Source organism: Phycicoccus jejuensis, assembly GCF_044797865.1.
In the GTDB taxonomy this organism is placed as follows: Bacteria; Actinomycetota; Actinomycetes; order Actinomycetales; family Dermatophilaceae; genus Phycicoccus; species Phycicoccus jejuensis.
In genome coordinates, this window is record NZ_CP085209.1 from 87,108 (window position 1) to 108,734 (window position 21,627).

Genomic DNA, 21,627 nt, shown 5'->3' on the forward strand with positions numbered 1-21,627 from the left:
CCGTTCCCGTGGGAGGAGGGTGCCCGTGGCCCGGGTCGTCACCGCCGAACGGCTCGCCGAGCTGACCAACCGCGAGCTCGGCGACGTCTGCGGCACCGTCACCGTCGCGCGCGGGCTCGCGTACGCGCGCGAGGGCCGCGTGGTCGACGTCCACGTCTCCTCCGACGGCGCCCACGCCACCGGATGGGTCGGCGGCAGCCGGGGCGAGACGTACACGACCGAGGTCGCGCTGCGGCCCAGCGAGTCGGTCGGCACCCGCTCCGTGCGGCGCTGGCACAGCGAGTGCTCGTGCCCGGTCGCCAGCGACTGCAAGCACGCGGTCGCGGTCGCCGCCCGCGTCCGCGAGCTCGACCCCACCCCTGCCGCCCCCGGCGACGAGCCCCGGCCCGCGTGGGAGCGTGCGCTCGGCGGCGTCCTCACCGACGACGTCCCCCGGCACGTCACCCCCGTCGGCCTGCTCATCGAGGACGCGGCGCCCGCCGGTGGACGGGCCCGCGTCGCCGACGACACCGGGCGCGCCCAGCTGCGGCTGCGCCCGGTCGTCCCGGGCGTGCGCGGCGCCTGGATCCGCACCGGCGTCTCCTGGGAGAGCTTCGCCGGCGGTTACTACGGCTACGGCCGGGTCACCTACTCCGACGACCACGTCGACGCGCTCACCGCCATCGCCGACGCGCACCGCCGCTCGGTCCGGGCCTTCGGCTACGGCCGGATGCCCGACGCCATCCTCCTCGACCACCTCGGCAGCGGCTGGGTGTCGCTGCTGCGCTCGGCCGACCGCGCCGGTGTCCGGCTGCTCACCGACCTCACCGGTGAGGGGCACGTCGCCTTCGCCTCCGATCCCGCCGAGCTCGTCGTCGACATCGAGCGCACCGCCGACGGCGCCACGCTGCACCCGCGTCTCGACCTGCCCGTCGAGGCCGGCACCGACACCCACCTCGTCGGCTCGCCGGCCACCGGCTTCTGGCTGCGCGACGACGGCACCCTCGTCCTCGGCGCCCTGACCGAGCCGCTCGACGGCTCCCGCCAGCGCCTGCTCGACCTCGGCGTCGTCGACGTCCCCGAGGCCGACTGGGCCCGCTTCACCGTCACGCACCTCCCGGCGCTGCGGCGCAAGGCCCGGGTCCGCAGCCTCTCCGACGAGCTCGACCTGCCGGACGCCGTGCCGCCGCGCCTGGCCCTCGACGTCACCGTCGAGCCCGGGCACCGCACCCACCTGCGCTGGGGCTACCGCTACGGCGGCCCGACCGGCGTGCACGTCCCGCTCGGCTCCGACGAGCCCGACCCGATGCGCGACCACGGCGCCGAGCGCCGGCTCGTCGACGAGCTGCGCGCCGTCCCGGAGGTCGCCGACCTCGACGTCCTCTGGCAGGTCGTCGCGCAGCACCCGCGCCTGGTCCCCGAGCTGCGCCTGCACGCGTTCACGACCATCGCCTTCAGCCGCCTGCTGCCGGTGCTCGAGGAGCTGCCGTTCCTCGACGTCGAGGTGCACGGCGAGGTCGCCGAGTACACCGAGGTCGACGAGGCGCCGCTCATCCAGGTGTCGACGAGCGACGGCCCGGGCGGCGGTGGTGGCGCCTCCACCGACTGGTTCGACCTCGACATCTCGGTCACGGTCGCCGGCGAGGACGTCCCGCTCGCGCCGCTCATCGAGGCGATCGCCCGCGGCCACGAGCACCTCATCCTCGACTCCGGCACGTGGTTCTCGCTCGCCCGCCCCGAGCTCGAGACGCTGCGCCGGCTCGTCGACGAGGCCCGCTCGTTGCAGGACAGGCCGACCGACCCGCTGCGCATCTCGGCGGTGCACGTCGGCCTGTGGGAGGAGCTCGCGGCGCTCGGGGTCGTCGACGAGCAGAGCGAACGCTGGCGGCGCACCGTCGGCCGGCTCGTCGACGGCGAGGGCGTCGAGCCGGCCGAGGTGCCGGCGGCCCTCCAGGCGACGCTGCGCCCGTACCAGGTCGACGGCTTCCGCTGGCTGTCGCTGCTGTGGGACTGCGGTCTCGGCGGCGTCCTCGCCGACGACATGGGCCTCGGCAAGACGATGCAGATGCTCGCGCTCGTCCTGCGGGCCCACGAGCGCGGCGAGCTCGAGCACCCCGTGCTCGTCGTCGCGCCGACGTCGGTGCTCTCGACGTGGGCCGGCGAGGCCGCGCGCTTCGCGCCGTCGCTGCGGACCGTCGTCGTCGACCGCACCCGCGGCAAGGACGGGCGCTCGCTCGCGGCGGCCGTCGGGGACGCGCAGGTCGTCATCACCTCGTACACCGTCGCGCGCATCGACGGCGAGTCATGGCGCTCGCGCGAGTGGTCGGCGGTCGTCCTCGACGAGGCGCAGTTCGTCAAGAACCACCAGGCGAAGACCTATCAGGCGGTGCGGCGGCTCAGCGCGCGGGCGAAGTTCGCCATCACCGGCACCCCGCTCGAGAACTCGCTGATGGACCTGTGGTCCCTGCTGTCGATCGTCGCGCCGGGGCTGCACCCGCGGCCGGGGGCGTTCAAGGAGCAGTGGGCCACCCCCATCGAGCGAGACGGCGACACCGAGCGCCTGGCCCTGCTGCGCCGCCGCGTGCGCCCGCTCATGCTGCGGCGCACCAAGGAGGCCGTGGCCCGTGAGCTGCCCCCGAAGCAGGAGCAGGTCCTCACCGTCGACCTCCACCCGCGCCACCGCGCCGTCTACGACCGGCACCTCCAGCGCGAGCGCCAGCGCCTGCTCGGCCTCATCGACGACCTCGACGGCAACCGGATGGCGGTGCTGCGCGCCCTCACCGCGCTGCGGCAGATGTCGCTCGACCCCTCGCTCGTCGACGAGGAGTACGCCGGCCTCGCCGAGTCCGCCAAGGTCGACACGCTCGTCGAGCACGTCACCGAGCTCGCCGGCGAGGGCCACCGGGCGCTGGTGTTCTCGCAGTTCACCGGCTTCCTCGCGATCGTCCGGCGCCGGTTGGAGGCCGAGGGCATCGCCTACGAGTACCTCGACGGCCGCACCCGCGAACGCGCCGACCGGATCGCCGCCTTCCGCGACGGTGACGCCCCGGTGTTCCTCATCTCGCTCAAGGCCGGCGGGTTCGGTCTGACGCTCACCGAGGCCGACTACGTCTTCGTCCTCGACCCGTGGTGGAACCCGGCTGCCGAGGCGCAGGCCATCGACCGCGCGCACCGCATCGGCCAGACCCGGCCGGTCAACGTCTACCGGCTGGTCTCCCGCGGCACCGTCGAGGAGAAGGTCGTCGCGCTCCAGGAGCGCAAGCGCGACCTGTTCACGCGGGTCGTCGACGAGGGCGGCGCGATGAGCCGGGCCCTCACCGCCGACGACCTGCGCGGCCTCCTCTCCGGCTGACCCTTCTCTCCACGGACGTGTGTTGACTCGCCGGGCTTCTCCGGCGATCTCACACGCGTTCGCGGTGCGGGGGAGGGGAGGCGGAGGTCAGTCGGGGCGGGTCATCGCGGCGGGGACGACCCAGCGGTCGTAGTCCTCGTCGGTGACGTGCCCGGAGGCGAGCGCCGCCTCGCGCAGCGTCGAGCCGTCGCGGTGCGCCTGCTTCGCGATGGCCGCCGCCGCGTCGTAGCCGATGTGCGGCGCGAGCGCGGTGACGAGCATGAGGTCGGCGTCGAGGTGCTCGGCGATGCGCTCGCGGTCGGCCTCGAGACCCTCGACGCAGTGCTCGCGGAAGGAGCGGCAGGCGTCCGCGACGAGCCGTACCGACTCGAGCACGGCGTGCGCCATGACCGGCGTGAAGACGTTGAGCTGGAAGTTGCCCTGCGTGCCGGCGAACCCGACCGTCGCGTCGTTGCCGAACACCCGCGTGACGACCATCGTCATCGCCTCGGACTGGGTGGGGTTGACCTTGCCCGGCATAATCGAGGACCCCGGCTCGTTCTCGGGGATGCGCAGCTCGCCGATGCCGGTGCGCGGCCCCGACGCCAGCCAGCGGACGTCGTTGGCCAGCTTCATGAGCCCGCCCGCGAGCGTCCGCAGCGACGACGAGACCGCGACGAGCGCGTCGTGCGCGGCGAGCTGGACGAACAGGTTGTCGGCCTGCCGGAAGGCGAGCCCCGTCTCTGCCTCGAGGTGACGGGCGACGGTGGGGCCGAACGCGGCCGGGGCGTTGAGCCCGGTGCCGACCGCAGTGCCGCCGATGGCGAGGGCCAGGACGCGCTCACCGGCGTACCGGACGTCGGCCTGCGCCTCGCGCAGCTGCCCGGCCCACGCGCCGATCTCCTGGCCGAGGGTGACCGGCGTCGCGTCCTGGAGGTGCGTGCGCCCGACCTTGACGACGTCGCCGAGCTCGGCGGCCTTGGCGTCGAGGGCCGCGCAGAGGGCGTCGACCGCAGGGTGCAGCCGCTCGGCCAGCTCGAGGGCGACGGCGACGTGGACCGCCGTCGGGAAGGTGTCGTTGCTCGACTGGCTGCGGTTGACGTGGTCGTTCGGGTGGACCGGGTCCTTGGAGCCGAGCTCGCCGCCGAGGATCTCGACCGCGCGGTTGGCGACGACCTCGTTGGCGTTCATGTTCGACTGCGTGCCCGAGCCGGTCTGGAAGACGACGAGCGGGAAGTGGTCGTCGAGCTCGCCGCGCGCGACCTCGTCCGCGGCCCGCACCACGGCGTCGGCGACCTCCTGCGGCAGCAGCCCGAGCTCGGCGTTGGCCAGGGCCGCGGCCTTCTTGAGCAGCCCGAGCCCGCGGACGACGGGGCGCCCCCAGACGAAGGTGTCGCGGCCGATGTCGAAGTGCTCGAGGCTGCGCTGGGTCTGCGCCCCCCAGTAGCGGTCGGCCGGCACCTCGACCGGCCCCATCGTGTCGCGCTCGGTGCGGGTGGACCCGCCGACGGCCTCGGGCTGCGTGCTCATCCCTCCACTCTCCCTCCCAACGCGTGTGAACTCGCCGGTCGACCCCGGCGAGTTCACACGCGTTCGCGGTGGGGGCGGGGGTGATGGTGCGGCAGGTGACGGTCCGGATACGGCTCCGCCGACAGACTCCCGTGCCGAGCCGCGCTCTGCCACACTCGTCCTCTGCCCATTCGCAGCGTCGCGAGCCCGGGTCCGGGTCCTCGTCGGTGCGCCGCACGGAAGGAGCGAGGATGCCGAGGCTCGATGCGACCAGCGGTGCCCCGTCCGCGCCGACGCTCTGGATGGCCCGCCGCGAGTGGCGCGCCGCCCTCGAGCTCGCGTCCTCCGCCGTGCGCACCCGCGACATCGCCGGCTGGCCGGTCGGGGACGGTCACCCCGTCATCGTCCTGCCGGGCTTCCTCGCCGGCCCCGAGTCCACCGTCTTCCTCCGCTCGCACCTGCGCCGCCTCGGCTACCGGGTCCACGACTGGCGCCAGGGCCGCAACCTCGGCGCGAGCCCGGAGCTCGCCGCCCGGCTCGAGGACCTCCTCCTCGAGGTCTACGACCGCTACGGCCGCAGGGTCAGCCTCGTCGGCTGGAGCGCCGGAGGCATCTACGCCCGCGAGATGGCCCGCGCCCTGCCCCACTACACCCGCTCCGTCGTCACGCTGGGCAGCCCGTTCCGCCACCACCCGGCCGCCACCCGCGCCTGGGCGATGTACCGCGTGATGAACCGCCACCACCTCGACCAGATGTTCACCGAGGAGGCCCTGGCCCTGCGCGCGGCGCCGCTCGAGGTGCCGACGACGAGCATCTGGTCGCGCACCGACGGGATCGTCGCGTGGGAGTGCTGCGTCCTCGACCCCGGCCCGCTCGCCGAGAACGTCGAGGTCGACGCGACGCACCTCGGCTACGGCCACCACCTCGACACCCTGCGCGTCCTCGCCGACCGGCTCGCCCAGGAGGAGGGCGCCTGGCGGCCGTGGGTCGCGCCCACCGCCACCGCAGCGCCCGAGCACCCCGACGACGGCGACCCGCTGCACGACGTGGCGGGCTGAGGCGGGTGCCGCGCTCGCGCTGGGCCTCACCGCTGGACGCCGTCTTCCTCATCGGGGAGACCCCCGAGACCCTCATGCACGTCGGGTCCCTCCTGCACTTCTCGATGCCCCCGGACGCCGACGACGCCTGGCTGCGCGACCTCGTCGCCGACGTGCGCGCCTCCCCCGTGCGGACGCCGTGGACCTACCGGCTCCAGACCCGGCGGCTGCTGCGCCAGCCGGTGCACCGCTGGGTCGAGGACGACGCCTTCGACATCGACTACCACGTGCGGCACTCGGCGCTGCCGAGCGGCGGCGGCGAGCGCGAGCTCGGCGTGCTCGTGTCGCGGCTGCACTCCAACCAGCTCGACTTCCGCCGCCCGCCGTGGGAGCTGACGTTCATCGAGGGCGTCGCACCCGGGCAGTTCGCCGTCTACACGAAGATCCACCACAGCCTCGTCGACGGCTACACGGGAAACCGCCTGCTGCAGCGCGGGCTCACCGAGGACCCGGACGACCGCACCCACCCGCACTTCCTCGGGCTGACCCGCCCGCCGCGCGCCGAGGGCGAGCCGCGCGAGCCCGTCGGTGACGTGACGGCCATCCTGCGCAGCATCGGGAACGCGGTGACCTCGATCCCGGAGGTCGCGCGCACCCTCGTCGGCACCCAGCTGCGGCGCGGCGGGCCGAGCACCCGGGCGGTGGCGTCGTACCAGGCGCCGGTGAGCATCCTCAACGGACGCACCGGCCGGGCCCGCCGGTTCGCGACGCAGCAGTACGAGCTCGAGCGGCTGCGCGCCGTCGCGCGCGCCCGCAACGCGACGCTCAACGACGTGCTCATGGCCGTGTGCGCCGGGGGCCTGCGGCGCTTCCTCGACGACCTCGCGAGCCTGCCGGACCGGCCGCTCGTCGCGTTCGTGCCGGTCAACGTCCGCGCCCCCGAGAGCGAGGGCGGCGGCAACTACGTCGGGGCGACGCTGGTGTCTCTGGCCACCGACATCGAGGACCCGGTCGCGCGGCTCGCCGCGATCACCTCGTCGTCGCGCGCCGCCAAGGCCCGGATGCGCGGGATGGGCGGCGACGCGGTCATCGCCTACAGCGCGATGCTCCTGGCGCCGGCCGGCCTCCAGGTGCTGCGGGCGATGAGCGGGCTGCCGCTGCCCGGCCCGCTGACGCTCAACGTGTGCATCTCGAACGTGCCGGGGCCGACGAAGCCGCTGTACTGGCGCGGGGCGCGGCTCGACGCCACCTACCCGGTGTCGATCCCCGGGCACTCGATGGCGCTGAACATCACCGCGCAGTCGTACGCGGGCACGCTCAACCTCGGGTTCATCGGCGACCGCGACGCCCTGCCGCACCTGCAGCGGCTCGCCGTGCACACCGGCGCCGCCCTCGAGGAGCTCGAGGCCGCCACCGGCACCGCCTGAGCGGGACCGGCCGGCTGCAGGCGACGGACACGGACCAGCCCCTCCGGGAGGGGGGAGTCGGAGGGGCCGGTCGGTCGGTGGGGGTCAGAGCTCGACGGTGTGGCTCTCACCCGCGTCGGGGCGGTCGCCGGTCAGGCGCGCCTTGACCATCTCGACGACGGTCGCGGCCTTGCCGGGGCTGTCCCAGTACTGGGCGGACTCGCCGTCGACGCGGATGACGGCGACCTCCGGGTCCTCGGGCTCCTTCTGGAACCAGGTCTTCGCGAACTCGTTCCACAGCTCGCGGGCCTTCTCGGGGTCGTGGCGGACGCTGGCCCGGCCGGCCACCGACACCCACGCGCCCTCCTTCGTGAAGGCGACGTTGACCTGCGGGTCGGCCTCGATCTCGGACGCCGCGGCGCTGTCACGCTGGGCGAGGAACCAGAACGTGCCGTCGTCGTCGACCTCCTGCAGCGTCATCGGGCGCGAGGTCAGCGCGCCGCTCTCGCGGTGCACGGTCGTGAGCATCGCGGTGCGCTGGTCCTCGACGAGCTCCTTGACGTGGGCGGCGCCCTCGTGGTGGGTCATCCTGCGGTCTCCTTCCGGTTCGGTCTTCTGTCGCTACCCACCCGCGGCGCCGGTGACGCGGCGCCGCGGGTCGGGTCTCAGGCGTCGACCTCGGTGCGGTCCTCCGCCCACAGCGTGTGGAAGGAGCCCTCGCGGTCGGTGCGCTCGTAGGTGTGCGCGCCGAAGTAGTCGCGCAGGCCCTGGACGAGGGCGGCCGGCAGCCGCTCGGCCCGCAGGGCGTCGACGTAGGCGAGCACCGACGAGAAGACCGGCGCGGGGAGCCCGGCCGCGACGGCGGCGGTGACGACCCGGCGCAGCGCGGGCAGGCGCTCGGCGACGGCCCCGGCGAAGGCCGGGGTCGCGAGGAGCGACGGCGCGTCGGCGTGCTCCTCGAGCGCCTCGGTGATGTCGGAGAGCAGGCGGGCCCGGATGATGCAGCCGTCGCGCCAGATGCGCGGGAGGTCGGCGAGCTCGACGTCCCAGCCCTGCTCGGCCGAGCCGTCGCGCACCATGTCGAGGCCCTGGGCGTACGAGACGACCTTGGCGGCGTAGAGGGCCTGGCGCAGGTCGTCGGTCGTCACGGTGACCCCGACGCCCGGTGCGGCCTCGCCCGCGAGCGCCTCGCGGACGGCCGCGCGGCGCGCAGTGTCGCCGGACACGGCGCGGGCCATCGTCGCCTCGGCGATGCCGGTGACGGGCACCCCGAGGTCGAGGGCGGTCTGCACGGTCCAGCGGCCGGTGCCCTTCTGCTCCGCGGCGTCGCGGACGACGTCGACGAAGGGCCGGCCGGTGTCGGCGTCGGTGTGGCTCAGCACCTCGGCGGTGATCTCGACGAGGTAGGACTCGAGCTCGGTGCCGTTCCACTCGCGGAAGGTGTCGGCGACCGCGGACGGCTCGAGACCGAGGACGTGGCGCATCAGGTCGTAGGTCTCGGCGATCAGCTGCATGTCCGAGTACTCGATGCCGTTGTGCACCATCTTGACGAAGTGGCCGGCGCCGTCGGGACCGATGAGGGTGCAGCAGGGCTCGTCGTCGACGTGGGCGGAGATGACCTCGAGGAACGGCCCGATCTCGGCGTAGGTGTCGCCGTCGCACCCGGGCATGATCGACGGGCCCTCGAGCGCGCCGACCTCGCCGCCGGAGACCCCCACCCCCGCGAAGCGGATGCCCTTCTCCGCCAGCGCGTCGTGGCGCCGCGCGGTGTCGCGCCAGTGCGCGTTGCCGGCGTCGGCGACGACGTCACCCTCGTCGAGCAGGGGCACGAGCTCGTCGATGACGGCGTCCGTGCCCTCGCCGGCCTTGACCATGACGATGATCCGGCGCGGGCGCTCGAGCGAGCCGACGAGGTCCTCGAGCGAGCGCGCGAGCGTGAAGTCGCCCTCGTCGCCTAACTCGTCGACGAGCGCCTCGGCCTTGGCCGTCGTCCGGTTGTGCACCGCGACCCGGAAGCCGTGGCGGGCCAGGTTGCGGGCGAGGTTGCGGCCCATCACCGCGAGACCGGTGACGCCGATCTGCGCGTGCCCGGCGCCCCCGCCGCCGTCCGTGCTCGTGTCCGTCGTCTCCGCGTGGTCCGTGCTCACCGGGGTCTCCCGTCGTCGAGGGGGTGGGGTGCCGACCGGCGGGCGGGCAGCACGTCCTTCGGGCCAACCCGCGCGGGCGCCCCGCTCTTCCCACCCTCGACAGACCCAGCCCCCGGCCCCGCCGCTCCTCCACCCCACCGCAGGCGCCCACCCCGTCGCCCCACGTGTCACCCGCGTATCGGGTCACCCGATACGACCGCGCTGTACCCCGGAACCGTTCTCGGGTGAGGCGCAGCGGTATCGGGTCACCCGATACGCGTGGGGTTCGCGCGGGATACGCGTGGGGTTCGTGAGGGGGGCGGGCGGGGGTCAGAGGCGGCGGACGACGCGGCGGCTGCGGGCGAGCAGCTCCTCGCGGCGGTCGGGGTCCATCCCGTCCCAGGTGCGGGTGACCATCCGGGCGCGGACGTTGGACTCGAAGACGTCGCGGTGGTGGTCGACGAAGCCCCAGTAGAGGGCGTCCCAGTCCTCGCGCCACTCGCCGGGCCCGAAGTCGGTCATCTTCCGCAGGTAGTTGCTGCCCGAGACGTAGGGCTTGGTCGTGATGCCGGTGCCGGCGGCGAACTGCGACATCGCGTAGACGTTGGGGACCATCACCCAGTCGTAGGCGTCGACGAAGAAGGCCATGAACCACTCGTAGACCTCGTCGGGGTCGGTGCGCAGCAGGCACATCGCGTTGCCGAGGACCATGAGCCGTTCGATGTGGTGGGCGTACCCGCGCTCGACGACGCCGCGGACGACGTGGTCGACGGGGTCGAGGCCGGTCGTCCCGTCCCACCAGCCGTCGGCGAGGGACCGGGTGTGCCGCAGGTGGTTCGAGGTCCGCATCCGCCGGCCGTAGAGGTGGTAGGTGGCGCGCATGTACTCGCGCCACCCGATGAGCTGGCGCACGAAACCCTCGAGCGAAGGCAGGTCGACGCCCTGCTCCTCGGCGCCCTCGAGCACCGTGCGCAGGACCTCGCGGGGGTCGAGCAGGCCGCAGTTGAGCGCCGGGGTGATGGCGGCGTGGAACACGAAGGGGTGCTCGGTGGCGACCGCGTCCTCGTACGGGCCGAACTGCGCGAGGCGCTCGGCGACGAACTCGCGCAGGCCCTCCCGCGCCTGCTCGTGGGTGACCGGCCAGTCGAAGGTGTCGGCGTTCCCGGGCGCGTCGGGAAACTCCTCGCCGACCCACGCGATGGCCTCCTCGACCTCGGGCAGCCGCGCGGGCGACGCCCGGCCGGGCACCTGGTGCTTCTTCGGCAGCTTCTTGCGGTTCTCGGTGTCGAACGACCAGCGGCCGCCGACCGGCTGGTCGTGCTCCTTGCCCTCGACGAGCACGTCGAACCGCTGCCGCTGCCACTGGTAGAAGGTCTGCATCCGGGCGCGGTGCGACCCGAACCACTCGGTCAGCTCCGGTCGCGTCGTGAGGAAGTTCGGCGTCTCCTCGACGTCCTCGGGCGCCAGCTCGACCTTGGCCTCGCGGAAGGCACGCCGCACGTCGCGCAGCAGCCAGTCGTCGACGACGTCGTGCAGCCGCACCTCGTCCGGGGCGGCGTCGGCGATCGCCTCGGCCAGCCGCGTCCGGGTCTTGCGCCGCCCCGAGGTCTCGATGACGTCGACGTCGAACCCCTTCTCGCGCAGACGGTCCGCGAAGAGCCGCATCGACGCGCGGTGCAGGACGAGCTTCTGGGCGTGGAAGGGCTGCTGGCGGAAGAGCAGGTCGTCCTCGACGAGGACGAAGCGCGTGCCCTGGGGCTCGTCGAGCAGCGACTCGAACAGCTGGTGCGGGAAGACGACGCGCAGCCGCCGGCGGGCCGCCATCAGGCGGTCGCGAGCAGGTCGAGGACGGCGCCGGCCACCCGGTGGCCCGAGACGAGCGCCCCCTGGATGGAGGCGGTGTCGCGGTGGTCGCCGGCCACGAGGACGCCGTCGGCCACGCGGGCCGGCGAGGTGAGGCGCAGCGGCGCCGGCTGCGCGGGAAGGGCGTCGTGGACGTCGTCGCGGCGCACGGTGCGCCACGAGGCGGTCGAGCAGCCGAAGACCTCTGCTGCCTGGCGGCGCACGTCATCCTCCGCGGCGTCGTGCCCGGGCCCGAGCAGCGTGGTCACCTCGACGAGGTGGGCGTCCGGGGGCGCGTACGACGGCACGGCGTTGCTCACGACGGCGGCGTTGACCATCGGGCCGCGGCGGCGGCCGTCGACGACGACCTTGTCGGAGCGGGTCGGCGCCTCGTCGGCCGCGAACCACCAGGTCCGCAGCCCACGGGTGACCGGTGCCGGCACGTCGACCAGCCCCGCGACGGCCTCGGGGCCGACGGCGACGACGACCGCCCGCGCCGAGAGCGACGTGCCGTCGGCGCACTCGACCGCGGGCTCGGCGCCGGGTCGCACCCCGATCACCGGCGTGGACAGGCGCAGGTCGACCGGGGTGCGGCGGCGCACGGCGCGGTCGGCGAGCCACTCCGGCAGGGCCCGGATGCCGCGGGCGGGCAACCCGGGCACGCCGAGGGCGAACATCCGCACGAGGAGGCGCACGAAGGCCTCGGACGTCTCGGCGCGGTCCTCGGCGACGACCCCCGCGAGGAAGGCCTCGAGCACCTCGGTCCGCAGCGGCCCGGACACACCGGCGGCGTCGAGTCCCTCGCCCAGGCGGCGGTCGGCGCCGCGCTTGACCCGGCCGGGCGCGGTGAGGGCCGGGGCGGCCCAGCGCCCGAGCGCCGCCAGCCCACGCGGGTCGAGGAGGCCGCTGCGCAGCGTGGCCGCCAGCCTCGCCGGCTCGCGCAGCGGGTGGGCGAGCTCGACGAGCCCGCGCTCGCGGCGCACCAGCAGCCCGGCGCCGAACGGACGCAGCGCGAGGTCGTCGACGTCGACCCAGCGGCGGACCGCCGGGTAGGCCGGGTTGAGGACCTGGAAGCCGCGGTCCAGGAGGAACCCGTCGACCTCGTCGGTGCGCTGACGGCCCCCGACGACCGCCTCCCGCTCGACGACGACCACCGCGCGACCCGCCTCGGCGAGCCGGTCCGCACAGCGCAGCCCGGCCAGTCCTGCCCCCACGACGACGACGTCCGCATCCACTCCCGCACCGTAGTACGAGCCCGTGCAGTGGGTAGGAGGCGTCGGTGGGGCCGTCTAGGGTTCGACAGCGAGCAGCGGCCCGTCGGGGACGGATGGTTGAATCGTCGAACCCGCCGGGGCCCGAGCACGCCACGAGCGACCGACGCGACGAGGGGCGGACCACCTCACGATGACCACCCACCCGACCACCACCGGAACGTTGGACGTGCTGCGCCGCGACCCCGAGACCGAGCTGCTGCTGGCCGACGTCGACGACACCCTGGAGCAGGTCCTCGAGGAGCTGGGCAGCATCCTCCACGAGGTCGGGGGCGAGCTCGTCGACACCAGCGTCGGCTCGCTGGCCGTCGACCTCGTCGACGAGCTGGCCCAGCGGCTGCGCCATCCCGGCAAGCGCCTGCGCCCGCTCCTCACCGGCTGGGGCTGGGCCGTCGCCGGTGGCCGGTCGGACACCCGCGAGGAGCTCGTCCGGGTCGCGGCCGCCCTCGAGCTGCTCCAGCTCTTCGCGCTCGTCCAGGACGACGTGATGGACCGCAGCGACGAGCGCCGAGGGCGCCCGGCCCTCCACGTCGTGGCCACCGAGCGGCACGTCGCGGAGGAGGGCCTCGGCGACGCCCAGCTCTTCGGTGACAGCGTTGCGGTGCTCGTCGCCGACCTCGCCCTGTCCGAGGCGACGCTCCTCGCGTCCGCCGGGACGCGCCGGGTGGCGCGCGCCTGGCGGGTCATGGCGACCGAGCTCGTCGAGGGGCAGCTGCTCGACGTCACGCACACGGCCGGCCGCGGGCGCGACCTCGCGGTGTCGCGGCGGATCGGGCGCCTCAAGAGCGGCCGCTACACGATCACCCGCCCCCTCGAGCTCGGCGCGCTCGTCGCCGGGGCCGCGCCCGAGGTCGTCGCGAGCCTCGTCGCCTGGGGAGACCTCGTCGGCGACGCGTTCGCGCTGCGCGACGACCTGCTGGGGGTCTGGGGCGACCCGGGGCTCACCGGCAAGCCCGCCGGCGACGACCTGCGCTGCGGCAAGCCGACCGTCCTCCTCGTCTGGGCCGCCGAGATGCTGCCCGAGCGCCACCACCACCTCCTCGAGGCCTGCGACGCCGGCACCCTCGACGCCGACGGCGTGCTCGCGCTGCGCAAGGCGATGCGCTCGTGCGGCGTCCGTGAGCGCGCCGAGGCCGCGATCGCCGACCTCGTCGAGCGCTCGCACGAGGCCGTCGAGCGCATCGACACCGACGACGAGACGCGGGCGGCCCTGCGCGAGCTGGCCCACGCCATCGGCTGGAGGTCGGCGTGAGGGTCCTCGTCGTCGGCGCCGGCCTCTCCGGCCTGGCCGCCGCCTGCCACCTGACCGCCGCCGGGCACGACGTCACCGTCCTCGAGCGCGACGACGTCGTCGGTGGCCGCGCCGGCCTGCTGCGGATGGGCGACTTCCGCTTCGACCCCGGGCCCGTCGTCATGACGATGCCCGAGCTGCTGCACGCTCCGATCCGCGCGGTCGGCGGCGACCCGGAGGCGCTCGTCCCGATGCGCCGGCTCGACCCCGCCTACCGGGCCGTCTACGCCGACGGCTCCGAGCTGCACGTGCGTGCCGACATGGCCGACCTGCGCGAGGAGGTGCGAGGCCTGTCGGGCGAGCGTGACGCCGCCGGGTTCGACCGCTTCCTCACGTGGCTCGAGGAGCTCTACGACGTCGAGTTCGACACCTTCATCGACCGCAACCTCGACTCCGTCCTCGACCTCGTCCGCAACCCGGTCACGGCCGCCCGGCTGCTCGGGCTCGGCGGCCTGCGGGCGCTCGGGCCCCGCGTCGGCTCCTTCTTCGAGGACGAGCGGCTGCACCGCATCTTCGGCTTCCAGTCCCTCTACGCGGGCGTGGCCCCGGCTCAGGCCCGTGCGGTCTTCGCGGTCATCACGTACATGGACAGCGTCCGCGGCGTCTTCCACCCCGAGGGCGGCATGCACGCCGTCCCGGTCGGGATGGCCCGGGCGCTCGAGGACGCCGGCGTGCCGATCCACCTGGGCGTGGAGGTGACCTCGGTGCTGCGGCGCGGCGACGGGGCCGTGGCCGGGGTCGCGACCGCCGACGGCACCCGGCTCTCGGCCGACGCGGTCGTCTGCACCGTCGACCTGCCGGTCGCCTACGCCCGCCTGCTGCCGGAGGTCACCCCGCCGCGCGTCGTCCGACGCGGCGACTACTCGCCGTCGGCCGTCGTCTGGCACCTCGGCGTGAAGGGCACCCCCGCCCCGGGCGTGCACCACCACAACATCCACTTCGGCGACGCGTGGGACACCGCGTTCGAGGCGCTCATCGACCGTGGCGAGCTGATGCCCGACCCGTCGCGCCTGGTCACCGTGCCGTCGCTCAGCGAGCCGTCGGTGGCCCCCGACGGCCACTCGACCCTGTACGTCCTCGAGCCGGTGCCGCACACCGGCTCCGGCATCGACTGGAGCCGCGAGAGCGGGCCGATGAAGGAGCGCCTGCTCGCGTTCCTCGACGCCAACGGCTACCCGACCGACGTCGTCGTCGACCGGCTCGTCACGCCCGAGGACTGGCTGGCCCAGGGGATGCACCTCGGCACCCCGTTCGCCCTGGCGCACACGTTCCTCCAGTCCGGCCCGTTCCGGCCGGCCAACGTCGACCGGCGCGTGCCGGGCCTGGTGTTCGCCGGCTCGGGCACGACGCCCGGCGTGGGCATCCCGATGGTGCTCGTCAGCGGCAAGCTCGCGGCCGAGCGGGTGCAGCAGTACGCGGGGGGCGCCGTTCCCACCCCCCGTCCCCGTGCGGCAGGCTTGCCTGCATGAGCGGACCCCCCGCTGCCCACCTCGAGGAGGGCTACGCCCGGTGCGCGGCCGTGACGCGCGAGCACGGCACGACGTACTACTGGGGCGCGCGGCTGCTCCCGCGGGCCGAGCGGCGGCACGTGTTCGCGGTCTACACCCTCGCCCGCCTCGCCGACGACATCGTCGACCTCGCCGGGCCCGAGCCGGGCCCCGCGACCGCGTCCGAGCTCGACGCCTTCGAGGCCCGCTTCCACGAGGCCGTGGCCACCGGTACCTCCGAGGACCCGGTGCTCGCCGCCGTCGCCACCACGGTCCGCGAGCGCCGCATCCCCGACGAGTGCTTCGACCGGTTCTTCGGGGCGATGCGCGCCGACCTCACCCAGCGCACCTACGAGACGTGGGAGGACCTGCTCGGCTACATGGACGGCAGCGCCGCGGTCATCGGCGAGATGATGCTGCCCGTCCTGCACCCGACGAGCGAGGCGCGCACCCCGGCCCGGGCGCTCGGCCTGGCCTTCCAGCTGACGAACTTCCTGCGCGACGTCGGCGAGGACCTCGACCGCGGCCGCGTCTACGTGCCCCAGGAGGACCTGCGGCACTTCGGCGCCGACCCGTGGACGCGCACCGTGACGCCGGAGTGGCGCGCGCTCATGGCCTTCGAGATCGAGCGCAACCGCCGCCTCTACCGCGAGGCCGACGCGGGCCTGTCCGCCCTCCCGCCGGCCTCGCGACGCTGCGTCGCGACCGCCCGGGTCCTCTACGCCCGCATCCTCGAGCGCATCGAGGATGCCGACCACGACGTGTTCTCCGGGCGCGTCCGCGTGCCCACCCCGGTCAAGGCCGGCCTCGCGGCCCGGATGGTCACCGCGCGCGACCCGCGCCGGCTCGTCGCCCGCGAGCGCTCGACCCGCCGCACCGCCGATCCGGCGTGGGTCGACGACGACGTCGTGCTCGTCGCCGACGACGGCCACCCCCTCGGGACCGCCCGTAAGGCCGAGGTCCACCACGACGCGACCCCGCTGCACCTCGGCTTCTCCTGCTACGTCGTCGACGACGAGGGACGCCTGCTCGTCACCCACCGCGCCGACGACAAGCCGAGCTTCCCCGGCGTCGAGACCAACTCGGTCTGCGGCCACCCCCGGCCGGGCGAGCCGCTCGAGGACGCCGTGCGCCGCCGGGCGCGCGACGAGCTCGGCGTCGAGCTGGCCGAGGTCCGCCTCGTGCTCCCGGCCTTCCGCTACCGCGCCCGGGCGCGCACGCTCGCCGAGAACGAGCTCTGCCCGGTGCTCGTCGCCCGCGCCGGCTCCCCCGCCACCAGCCCCGACCCGGTCGAGGTGGGCCGGGTCGACTGGGTTGCGTGGCAGCGGTTCTCGCGCGAGGTGCTGGCCGGCACCCGCGAGGTGTCCAGCTGGTGCGCCGAGCAGGTGCCCTTGCTCGCCGCGCTCGGCCCCGACCCGCTGCAGTGGCCCGCCGCGCCGCGCGAGCAGCTTCCCGCGGCCGCACGTGCCGGTGACACCGTCGGGGCCGGGTGACCGTGGACGACCGGTACCAGTACCTGCTGCTCATGGCCGGGTGCCTCCTCATCACGCTGCCGCTCGAGCTCGTGCTGCGCGCCCGCGTCTACCGGCGCCCCCTGCGGCTGCTCGCCGCGCTCCTGCCGGTCGTCGTGCTCTTCGTCGCCTGGGACGTCCTCGGCATCCGGCGCGGCCACTGGACCTACAGCGAGCTCTACACGACCGGCGTCATCCTGCCGCTCGACGTGCCGCTCGAGGAGCTCGTCTTCTTCGTCGTCATCCCGATCTGCGGGCTGCTGACCTACGAGGCGGTCGGGACCGTCCTCTCGGTCCTGCGCGAGCGGCGGCGCCGGGATGCCTGAGTACACGGCGCTCGCGGTGGTGTCGGTCGTGCTGACCGTCCTCGTCGAGCGGTTCTGGCTGCGCACCGGGGTGTTCCGCACCGCGAAGTACTGGCTGGCCATGGCCATCGTCTTCTTCTTCCAGGTGCTCGTCGACGGCTGGCTGACCAAGCTGTCGGCGCCGATCGTCATCTACGACGAGTCGCAGACCACCGGCCTGCGCATCCCCTGGGACGTCCCCGTCGAGGACTACCTCTTCGGGTTCAGCATGGTGACCCTGACGATTCTGCTGTGGGTCCGGCTCGGCCGGTCCCGCGAGGAGGTGGACCGATGAGCCCGCGTGACTGGGTGCTCGCCGACGCGTTCGACCGTGCCGCACCGACCTACGACGCGATGGTCGCCCTGTCGCCGGGGTACCACGACCAGCTGCGGACGGCCGCCGACGCGCTCGTCGAGCGGCTGCCCCGGCGCACCGGTGTCGCCCCCGTGGTCCTCGACCTCGGCTGCGGCTCGGGCGCCTCGACCCTCGCGCTCCTCGACGCGTGGCACGACGGCGGCCGCGGGCCGCTGCACGTCACCGGCGTCGACGCCTCCGAGGGGATGGTCGAGCAGGCGCGACAGAAGCAGTGGCCGGACGGGGTCGAGCTCGTCGTCTCCGACGCCGTGACCTACCTGCGCGGGCTGCCGGACGCCTCCGTCGACGGCGTCCTCGGGGCCTACCTGCTGCGCAACGTCCCCGACCGGCAGGCGCTCGTCGCCGAGGTCGCGCGGGTCCTGCGGCCGAACGGCGGGTTCGTCCTGCACGACTACTCCGTCGCGGGCAGCCGTCGCGCGCAGGCCATCTGGGCCGCGGTGTGCCACGGCATCATCATCCCGCTCGCCGCGGTCAAGCGCTCCGACGTGCCGCTGCACCGCTACCTCTACGAGAGCGTGCGCGACTTCGACTCCGTCGACCGGATGTGCGGCCGGCTCCAGGAGGCCGGGATGACCGACGTGCGCCATCGCTCCTACCCCGGCTGGCAGGACGGTCTCGTCCACACGGTCGTGGGCCGGCGCGCCGCGTGAGCCCCCGCCGTCCGACGTCGCTGCGGCCGGCTGCCTTGCGCCGCAGCCGGTCCTGGCGGCCGGGGCTCGACCGCCGGGCGGTCTTCCACGCCCCGCCGCAGCCCTCGGCCGGTGACGGCCGGGCGCCGGCGGACCGGCACGTCGTCGTCGTCGGCGGCGGCATCGGCGGGCTGACGGCGGCGCTCGGGCTGGCCGAGCGCGGCGTCCGCGTCACGCTGCTCGAGCGCGACGAGCGGCTCGGGGGTCGCGTCTCGGCGTGGCCGGTGACGCTCCCCGACGGCTCCGGGTCGGTCATGAGCCGGGGCTTCCACGCCTTCTTCCGGCAGTACTACAACCTGCGGGCGGTGCTGCGCCGCACGGACCCGACGCTGTCCGGGCTGCGGCCCCTGGCCGACTACCCGCTCGTCCGCAAGGACGGCGGCGCCGACTCGTTCGCCGGGATCCCGCGCACGCCCCCGGCCAACCTCGCGGCCTTCGTCGCACGCTCCCCCAGCTTCGACCTCGCCGGCCTGCGCGGCGTCGACGTCGAGCAGGCGCTCGGCCTCCTCGACCTCAGCTTCCCCGGGTCCTTCACCGACCTCGATGGCGTCAGCGCGTCCGAGGTGCTCGACCGCCTCCGGTTCCCCACCGCCGCACGCCATCTGGCCCTGGAGGTCTTCGCGCGCAGCTTCTTCGCCGACCCCCGGGAGTTCTCCGGCGCGGAGCTCCTCGCGATGTTCCACCTGTACTTCGTCGGCTCGTCCGAGGGCCTGCTCTTCGACGTGCCGCGCGACGACTACGACAGCACCCTCTGGGGGCCGCTCGGTGCCCACCTGCACCACCTCGGCGCGCAGGTCCGCGTCGGTCGCGCGGTGACGGGCGTGCGCGCGGGCGACGACGGCCGCCTCGCGGTGCACCACCGCGGGGCCGACACCGGCGCCTCCGACGAGGTCCTCGAGGCCGACGCCGTCGTCCTCGCCCTCGACCCGGTCGGGCTGCGCGAGGTCGTCGCGGCCTCGCCGGGGCTCGGTGACGACGGGTGGCGCGCGCGCGTCGGCGCCGTCCGCTCGGCCCCTCGCTTCGCCGTCTGGCGCCTCTGGCTCGACGGGCTCGTCGACCCCGAGCGCCCGCCGTTCCTCGGGACGAGCGGGTACGGGCCGCTCGACAACGTCTCGGTGCTCGAGCGCTTCGAGGACCACGCGGCGGCGTGGAGCCGCGAGCACGGCGGGTCGGTCGTCGAGCTGCACGCCTACGCCCTGCCCGACGAGGTCGGCGACGACGAGGTCCGGTCCGCCCTGCGCACGGCCCTCCACGAGGTGTGGCCCGAGACGGCCCGGCTCGGCGTCGTCCACGAGGAGTGGCTGGTCCGCGACGACTGCGTGCTCGTCGGCCTCGAAGCGTGGGCGTCGCGCCCGGGCGTCACGACCCCCGACCCGCGGCTCGTCCTCGCCGGCGACTCGGTGCGCTGCGACCTGCCCGTGGCCCTCATGGAGCGGGCGGCGACGACGGGCTGGCAGGCCGCCGACACCCTCCTGACCGGCTGGGGCCTGCCGGGTCACGGCGTGTGGTCGGTGCCGCTGGGCTCGCGGCTCGGGCCCGTGCCCGGGCTCGCCCGGCGCGGCCTGCGGGCCGCGGCGTCCCTCACCAGGCGGTGAAGCCGCCGTCGACGAGGAGGTCGGTGCCGGTGACGAACGAGGCCCGGCGCCCCAGGAGGAAGACGACGGGCTCGGCGACCTCCTCGACCTCGGCGAGGCGTCCCATCGGCGTCTGCGCGGCGAAGCCGGCGTTGACCTCCGGCGGGTTCGTGGCCGTCATCGCGGTCATCGTGTAGCCCGGGCTCACCGAGTTGACCCGGATGCCGAGCGGCGCCCACTCGACCGCGAGCGAGCGCCCGAGGTGGATGACCCCGGCCTTGGCCGCCGAGTACGCCGCGTGGGTGACGCCGCGGTTGACGACGTGCCCGCTCATCGAGGCGATGTTGACGATCGAGCCACCGCGGCCGGCCAGGAGGTCGTGCTCGGCCTGGCAGGCGAACATCACGCCGTCGAGGTCGACCTGGACGACCCTGCGCCACTCGTCGGCGGTCATCCCCGACGCCGGGTGCAGGCCGTCCACCCCCGCACAGTTGACCGCGTAGGCCACCGGCCCGAGGTCGGCCGCCGTGGCGACGCCGGCCCGCACGGCGTCGCGGTCTCGGACGTCGAGGGAGGCGACCGCGTGCGCGACCCCGGCGGCCTCGCACGCCGCGACGAACGCCGAGGTGTCGGCGTCCGGGTGGTCGACGCAGAGGACGCCGACCCCGCGGGCCCCGAGCGCCTCGACCACCGCCAACCCGATGCCGCGGGCGCCCCCGGTGACGACGGCGACGTGCCCGGGCTCGAGCTCGGGCCTCACCCGGACCAGCCGCGCCGGCGCAGGGCGTAGCGCCGGGCCGCGTACTCGAGGTCGTCGGCCCACAGCTGGCGCTGGGAGGCGCGCATCCCGACCTGCACCAGCCGCGAGAGCGAGCGGGCGGCGCGGAAGCCGACGCGCTCGGACGTGGCGACGACCGCCTCGGTCATCACCGTGCGGGCCGGGTGCTCCCCGGGTGCGGTGAGCGGCGTCGCGTGGGTCTCGACGACGCTGCCGGTGCCCTCGCCGTCGGTGATCGTCATGAGGACGGTGTGCGAGTCGGGGCAGGTGAACTCGGCGCGCACGGGCACGGCGAAGGTCCGCCCGAGCCGGTAGGCGACGTCGAGGACGAGGACGTCGTCGCTCGAGGCGTCGTCGTCGACCGTGAGGTCGCTGAAGGCGTAGGGGTGCAGCCACGCCCCGTGCCACGGGTCGAGCCGGTTGGCGACGATGTCGCGCGGCTCGCAGTCGGCGACGAGGGAGACGACGGACGCGACGGCCCCGGCGGGGTCGGGACGCTCACCGAGCACCGGGCGCTCGCTCGGCCCGACGCCGTCCTCGACCGCGCCGACGCGCACCCAGACGAGGACGCCGTCGTCGTGCGCGGCGTAGGTGTTCCAGGGCGGCGAGGTGTCGCGGCCGAGCGGCATCCCGTGCCAGCGGCACAGGACGTCGCCGTCGACGACGTCGCAGTCGTGCAGCCGGGCCCCGAGGTGCGGGCAGGCGCCTGGCCCGGCGAGGAGGCCGCCGTCGGCGTCGCGCCACAGGACGACCTCGCGGCCGGCGACCGTCCGCACGAGCGAGCGGCCGCGCGGGACCTCGCTCGACGCGCCGGCGACGAGCCAGCCGTGCGTCGGACGCCGCAGCGCCGCGGCGAGCGAGGCGTCGATCCGGGCCGGACGGGCCTCGCGCCAGGTGCCGCGGAGGTGGTCCGGTGTGGTCTGCGGCAGGTAGCGCACCGGGACCCGCTCGCGGACAGCCCCGGCCACCGAGCGGTCGGGGCGGGCCGGTCGGTCCGTGCGGAACAGGCTCATCCACCCACGCTAACCGGCCTGCCGCCGTGGGGGAACGATCGCGCGCGACCCGGACACGACGTC

17 protein-coding genes are annotated in these 21,627 nt (G+C 74.9%); 10 read left to right on the forward strand and 7 right to left on the reverse strand.

Annotated elements, in window-relative coordinates:
• Positions 1 to 25: 25 nt before the first annotated feature.
• On the forward strand, positions 26 to 3,331 hold the full coding sequence (locus LG324_RS00440; protein WP_404350811.1) for an SNF2-related protein: 3,306 nt from the start codon (positions 26 to 28) through the stop codon (positions 3,329 to 3,331).
• Between the two features lie 87 nt (positions 3,332 to 3,418).
• On the opposite strand, the gene fumC is transcribed toward LG324_RS00440, so the two are convergent.
• Positions 3,419 to 4,840: a class II fumarate hydratase gene (gene fumC / locus LG324_RS00445; protein ID WP_030526260.1), complete on the reverse strand. Its 1,422-nt coding sequence runs from the start codon at positions 4,838 to 4,840 to the stop codon at positions 3,419 to 3,421.
• Positions 4,841 to 5,070: 230 nt separating this feature from the next.
• Here fumC and LG324_RS00450 point away from each other — a divergent pair, with 230 nt between their 5' ends.
• Together LG324_RS00450 and LG324_RS00455 are read left to right on the forward strand one after the other, a co-directional pair.
• Entirely contained in the window at positions 5,071 to 5,877 is an 807-nt protein-coding gene (locus LG324_RS00450) for a triacylglycerol lipase (protein WP_207022153.1), read from the forward strand.
• A 5-nt stretch (positions 5,878 to 5,882) separates the two neighbouring features.
• A complete protein-coding gene (locus LG324_RS00455; protein WP_404350814.1) occupies positions 5,883 to 7,283 on the forward strand; it encodes a wax ester/triacylglycerol synthase family O-acyltransferase in 1,401 nt (466 codons plus the stop codon).
• A gap of 84 nt (positions 7,284 to 7,367) precedes the next feature.
• Here the strand turns inward: LG324_RS00455 and LG324_RS00460 are convergent, their stop codons facing one another.
• The 4 genes from LG324_RS00460 to LG324_RS00475 all read right to left on the reverse strand — a co-directional run bounded on the left by LG324_RS00460 (position 7,368) and on the right by LG324_RS00475 (position 12,465).
• Positions 7,368 to 7,850: a pyridoxamine 5'-phosphate oxidase family protein gene (locus LG324_RS00460; RefSeq protein WP_030526256.1), complete on the reverse strand. Its 483-nt coding sequence runs from the start codon at positions 7,848 to 7,850 to the stop codon at positions 7,368 to 7,370.
• Positions 7,851 to 7,927: 77 nt separating this feature from the next.
• Positions 7,928 to 9,316, reverse strand: a complete 1,389-nt coding sequence (gene gndA / locus LG324_RS00465; RefSeq protein ID WP_404353169.1) for an NADP-dependent phosphogluconate dehydrogenase — start codon at positions 9,314 to 9,316, stop codon at positions 7,928 to 7,930.
• Between the two features lie 402 nt (positions 9,317 to 9,718).
• Complete coding sequence (locus LG324_RS00470) at positions 9,719 to 11,212, reverse strand: cryptochrome/photolyase family protein (protein WP_404350816.1); 1,494 nt, start codon at positions 11,210 to 11,212, stop codon at positions 9,719 to 9,721.
• Positions 11,212 to 12,465 (reverse strand): FAD-dependent oxidoreductase, encoded by a 1,254-nt coding sequence (locus LG324_RS00475; protein WP_404350818.1) that lies wholly within the window; start codon positions 12,463 to 12,465, stop codon positions 11,212 to 11,214. The genes LG324_RS00470 and LG324_RS00475 overlap by 1 nt, the downstream gene beginning before the upstream one ends.
• A gap of 169 nt (positions 12,466 to 12,634) precedes the next feature.
• Between LG324_RS00475 and LG324_RS00480 the strand changes: the two genes are divergently transcribed.
• The 7 genes from LG324_RS00480 to LG324_RS00510 are packed head-to-tail and all read left to right on the forward strand — an operon-like array spanning position 12,635 to position 19,794.
• Positions 12,635 to 13,753, forward strand: coding sequence for a polyprenyl synthetase family protein (locus LG324_RS00480; RefSeq protein WP_207022147.1), 1,119 nt, complete (start codon positions 12,635 to 12,637; stop codon positions 13,751 to 13,753).
• Positions 13,750 to 15,261, forward strand: coding sequence for a phytoene desaturase family protein (gene crtI, locus LG324_RS00485; protein WP_404350820.1), 1,512 nt, complete (start codon positions 13,750 to 13,752; stop codon positions 15,259 to 15,261). Before LG324_RS00480 ends, crtI begins: the two co-directional genes overlap by 4 nt.
• On the forward strand, positions 15,258 to 16,772 hold the full coding sequence (gene idi / locus LG324_RS00490) for an isopentenyl-diphosphate Delta-isomerase (protein WP_404350822.1): 1,515 nt from the start codon (positions 15,258 to 15,260) through the stop codon (positions 16,770 to 16,772). Before crtI ends, idi begins: the two co-directional genes overlap by 4 nt.
• Positions 16,769 to 17,116, forward strand: coding sequence for a lycopene cyclase domain-containing protein (locus LG324_RS00495; protein WP_404350824.1), 348 nt, complete (start codon positions 16,769 to 16,771; stop codon positions 17,114 to 17,116). The genes idi and LG324_RS00495 overlap by 4 nt, the downstream gene beginning before the upstream one ends.
• Positions 17,109 to 17,429 (forward strand): lycopene cyclase domain-containing protein, encoded by a 321-nt coding sequence (locus LG324_RS00500; protein WP_030526249.1) that lies wholly within the window; start codon positions 17,109 to 17,111, stop codon positions 17,427 to 17,429. The genes LG324_RS00495 and LG324_RS00500 overlap by 8 nt, the downstream gene beginning before the upstream one ends.
• Positions 17,426 to 18,160, forward strand: coding sequence for a class I SAM-dependent methyltransferase (locus LG324_RS00505; RefSeq protein ID WP_404350826.1), 735 nt, complete (start codon positions 17,426 to 17,428; stop codon positions 18,158 to 18,160). The genes LG324_RS00500 and LG324_RS00505 overlap by 4 nt, the downstream gene beginning before the upstream one ends.
• Positions 18,157 to 19,794, forward strand: a complete 1,638-nt coding sequence (locus LG324_RS00510) for an FAD-dependent oxidoreductase (RefSeq protein WP_404350828.1) — start codon at positions 18,157 to 18,159, stop codon at positions 19,792 to 19,794. The genes LG324_RS00505 and LG324_RS00510 overlap by 4 nt, the downstream gene beginning before the upstream one ends.
• On the opposite strand, the gene LG324_RS00515 is transcribed toward LG324_RS00510, so the two are convergent.
• Together LG324_RS00515 and LG324_RS00520 are read right to left on the reverse strand one after the other, a co-directional pair.
• Positions 19,781 to 20,533 carry an SDR family oxidoreductase gene (locus tag LG324_RS00515; protein WP_404350830.1) on the reverse strand — a complete coding sequence of 251 codons (753 nt, stop codon included), beginning with the start codon at positions 20,531 to 20,533 and terminating at the stop codon, positions 19,781 to 19,783. The genes LG324_RS00510 and LG324_RS00515 overlap by 14 nt on opposite strands.
• A complete protein-coding gene (locus tag LG324_RS00520) occupies positions 20,530 to 21,564 on the reverse strand; it encodes a DUF5914 domain-containing protein (protein ID WP_404350832.1) in 1,035 nt (344 codons plus the stop codon). Before LG324_RS00520 ends, LG324_RS00515 begins: the two co-directional genes overlap by 4 nt.
• Between the last annotated feature and the right edge of the window lie 63 nt (positions 21,565 to 21,627).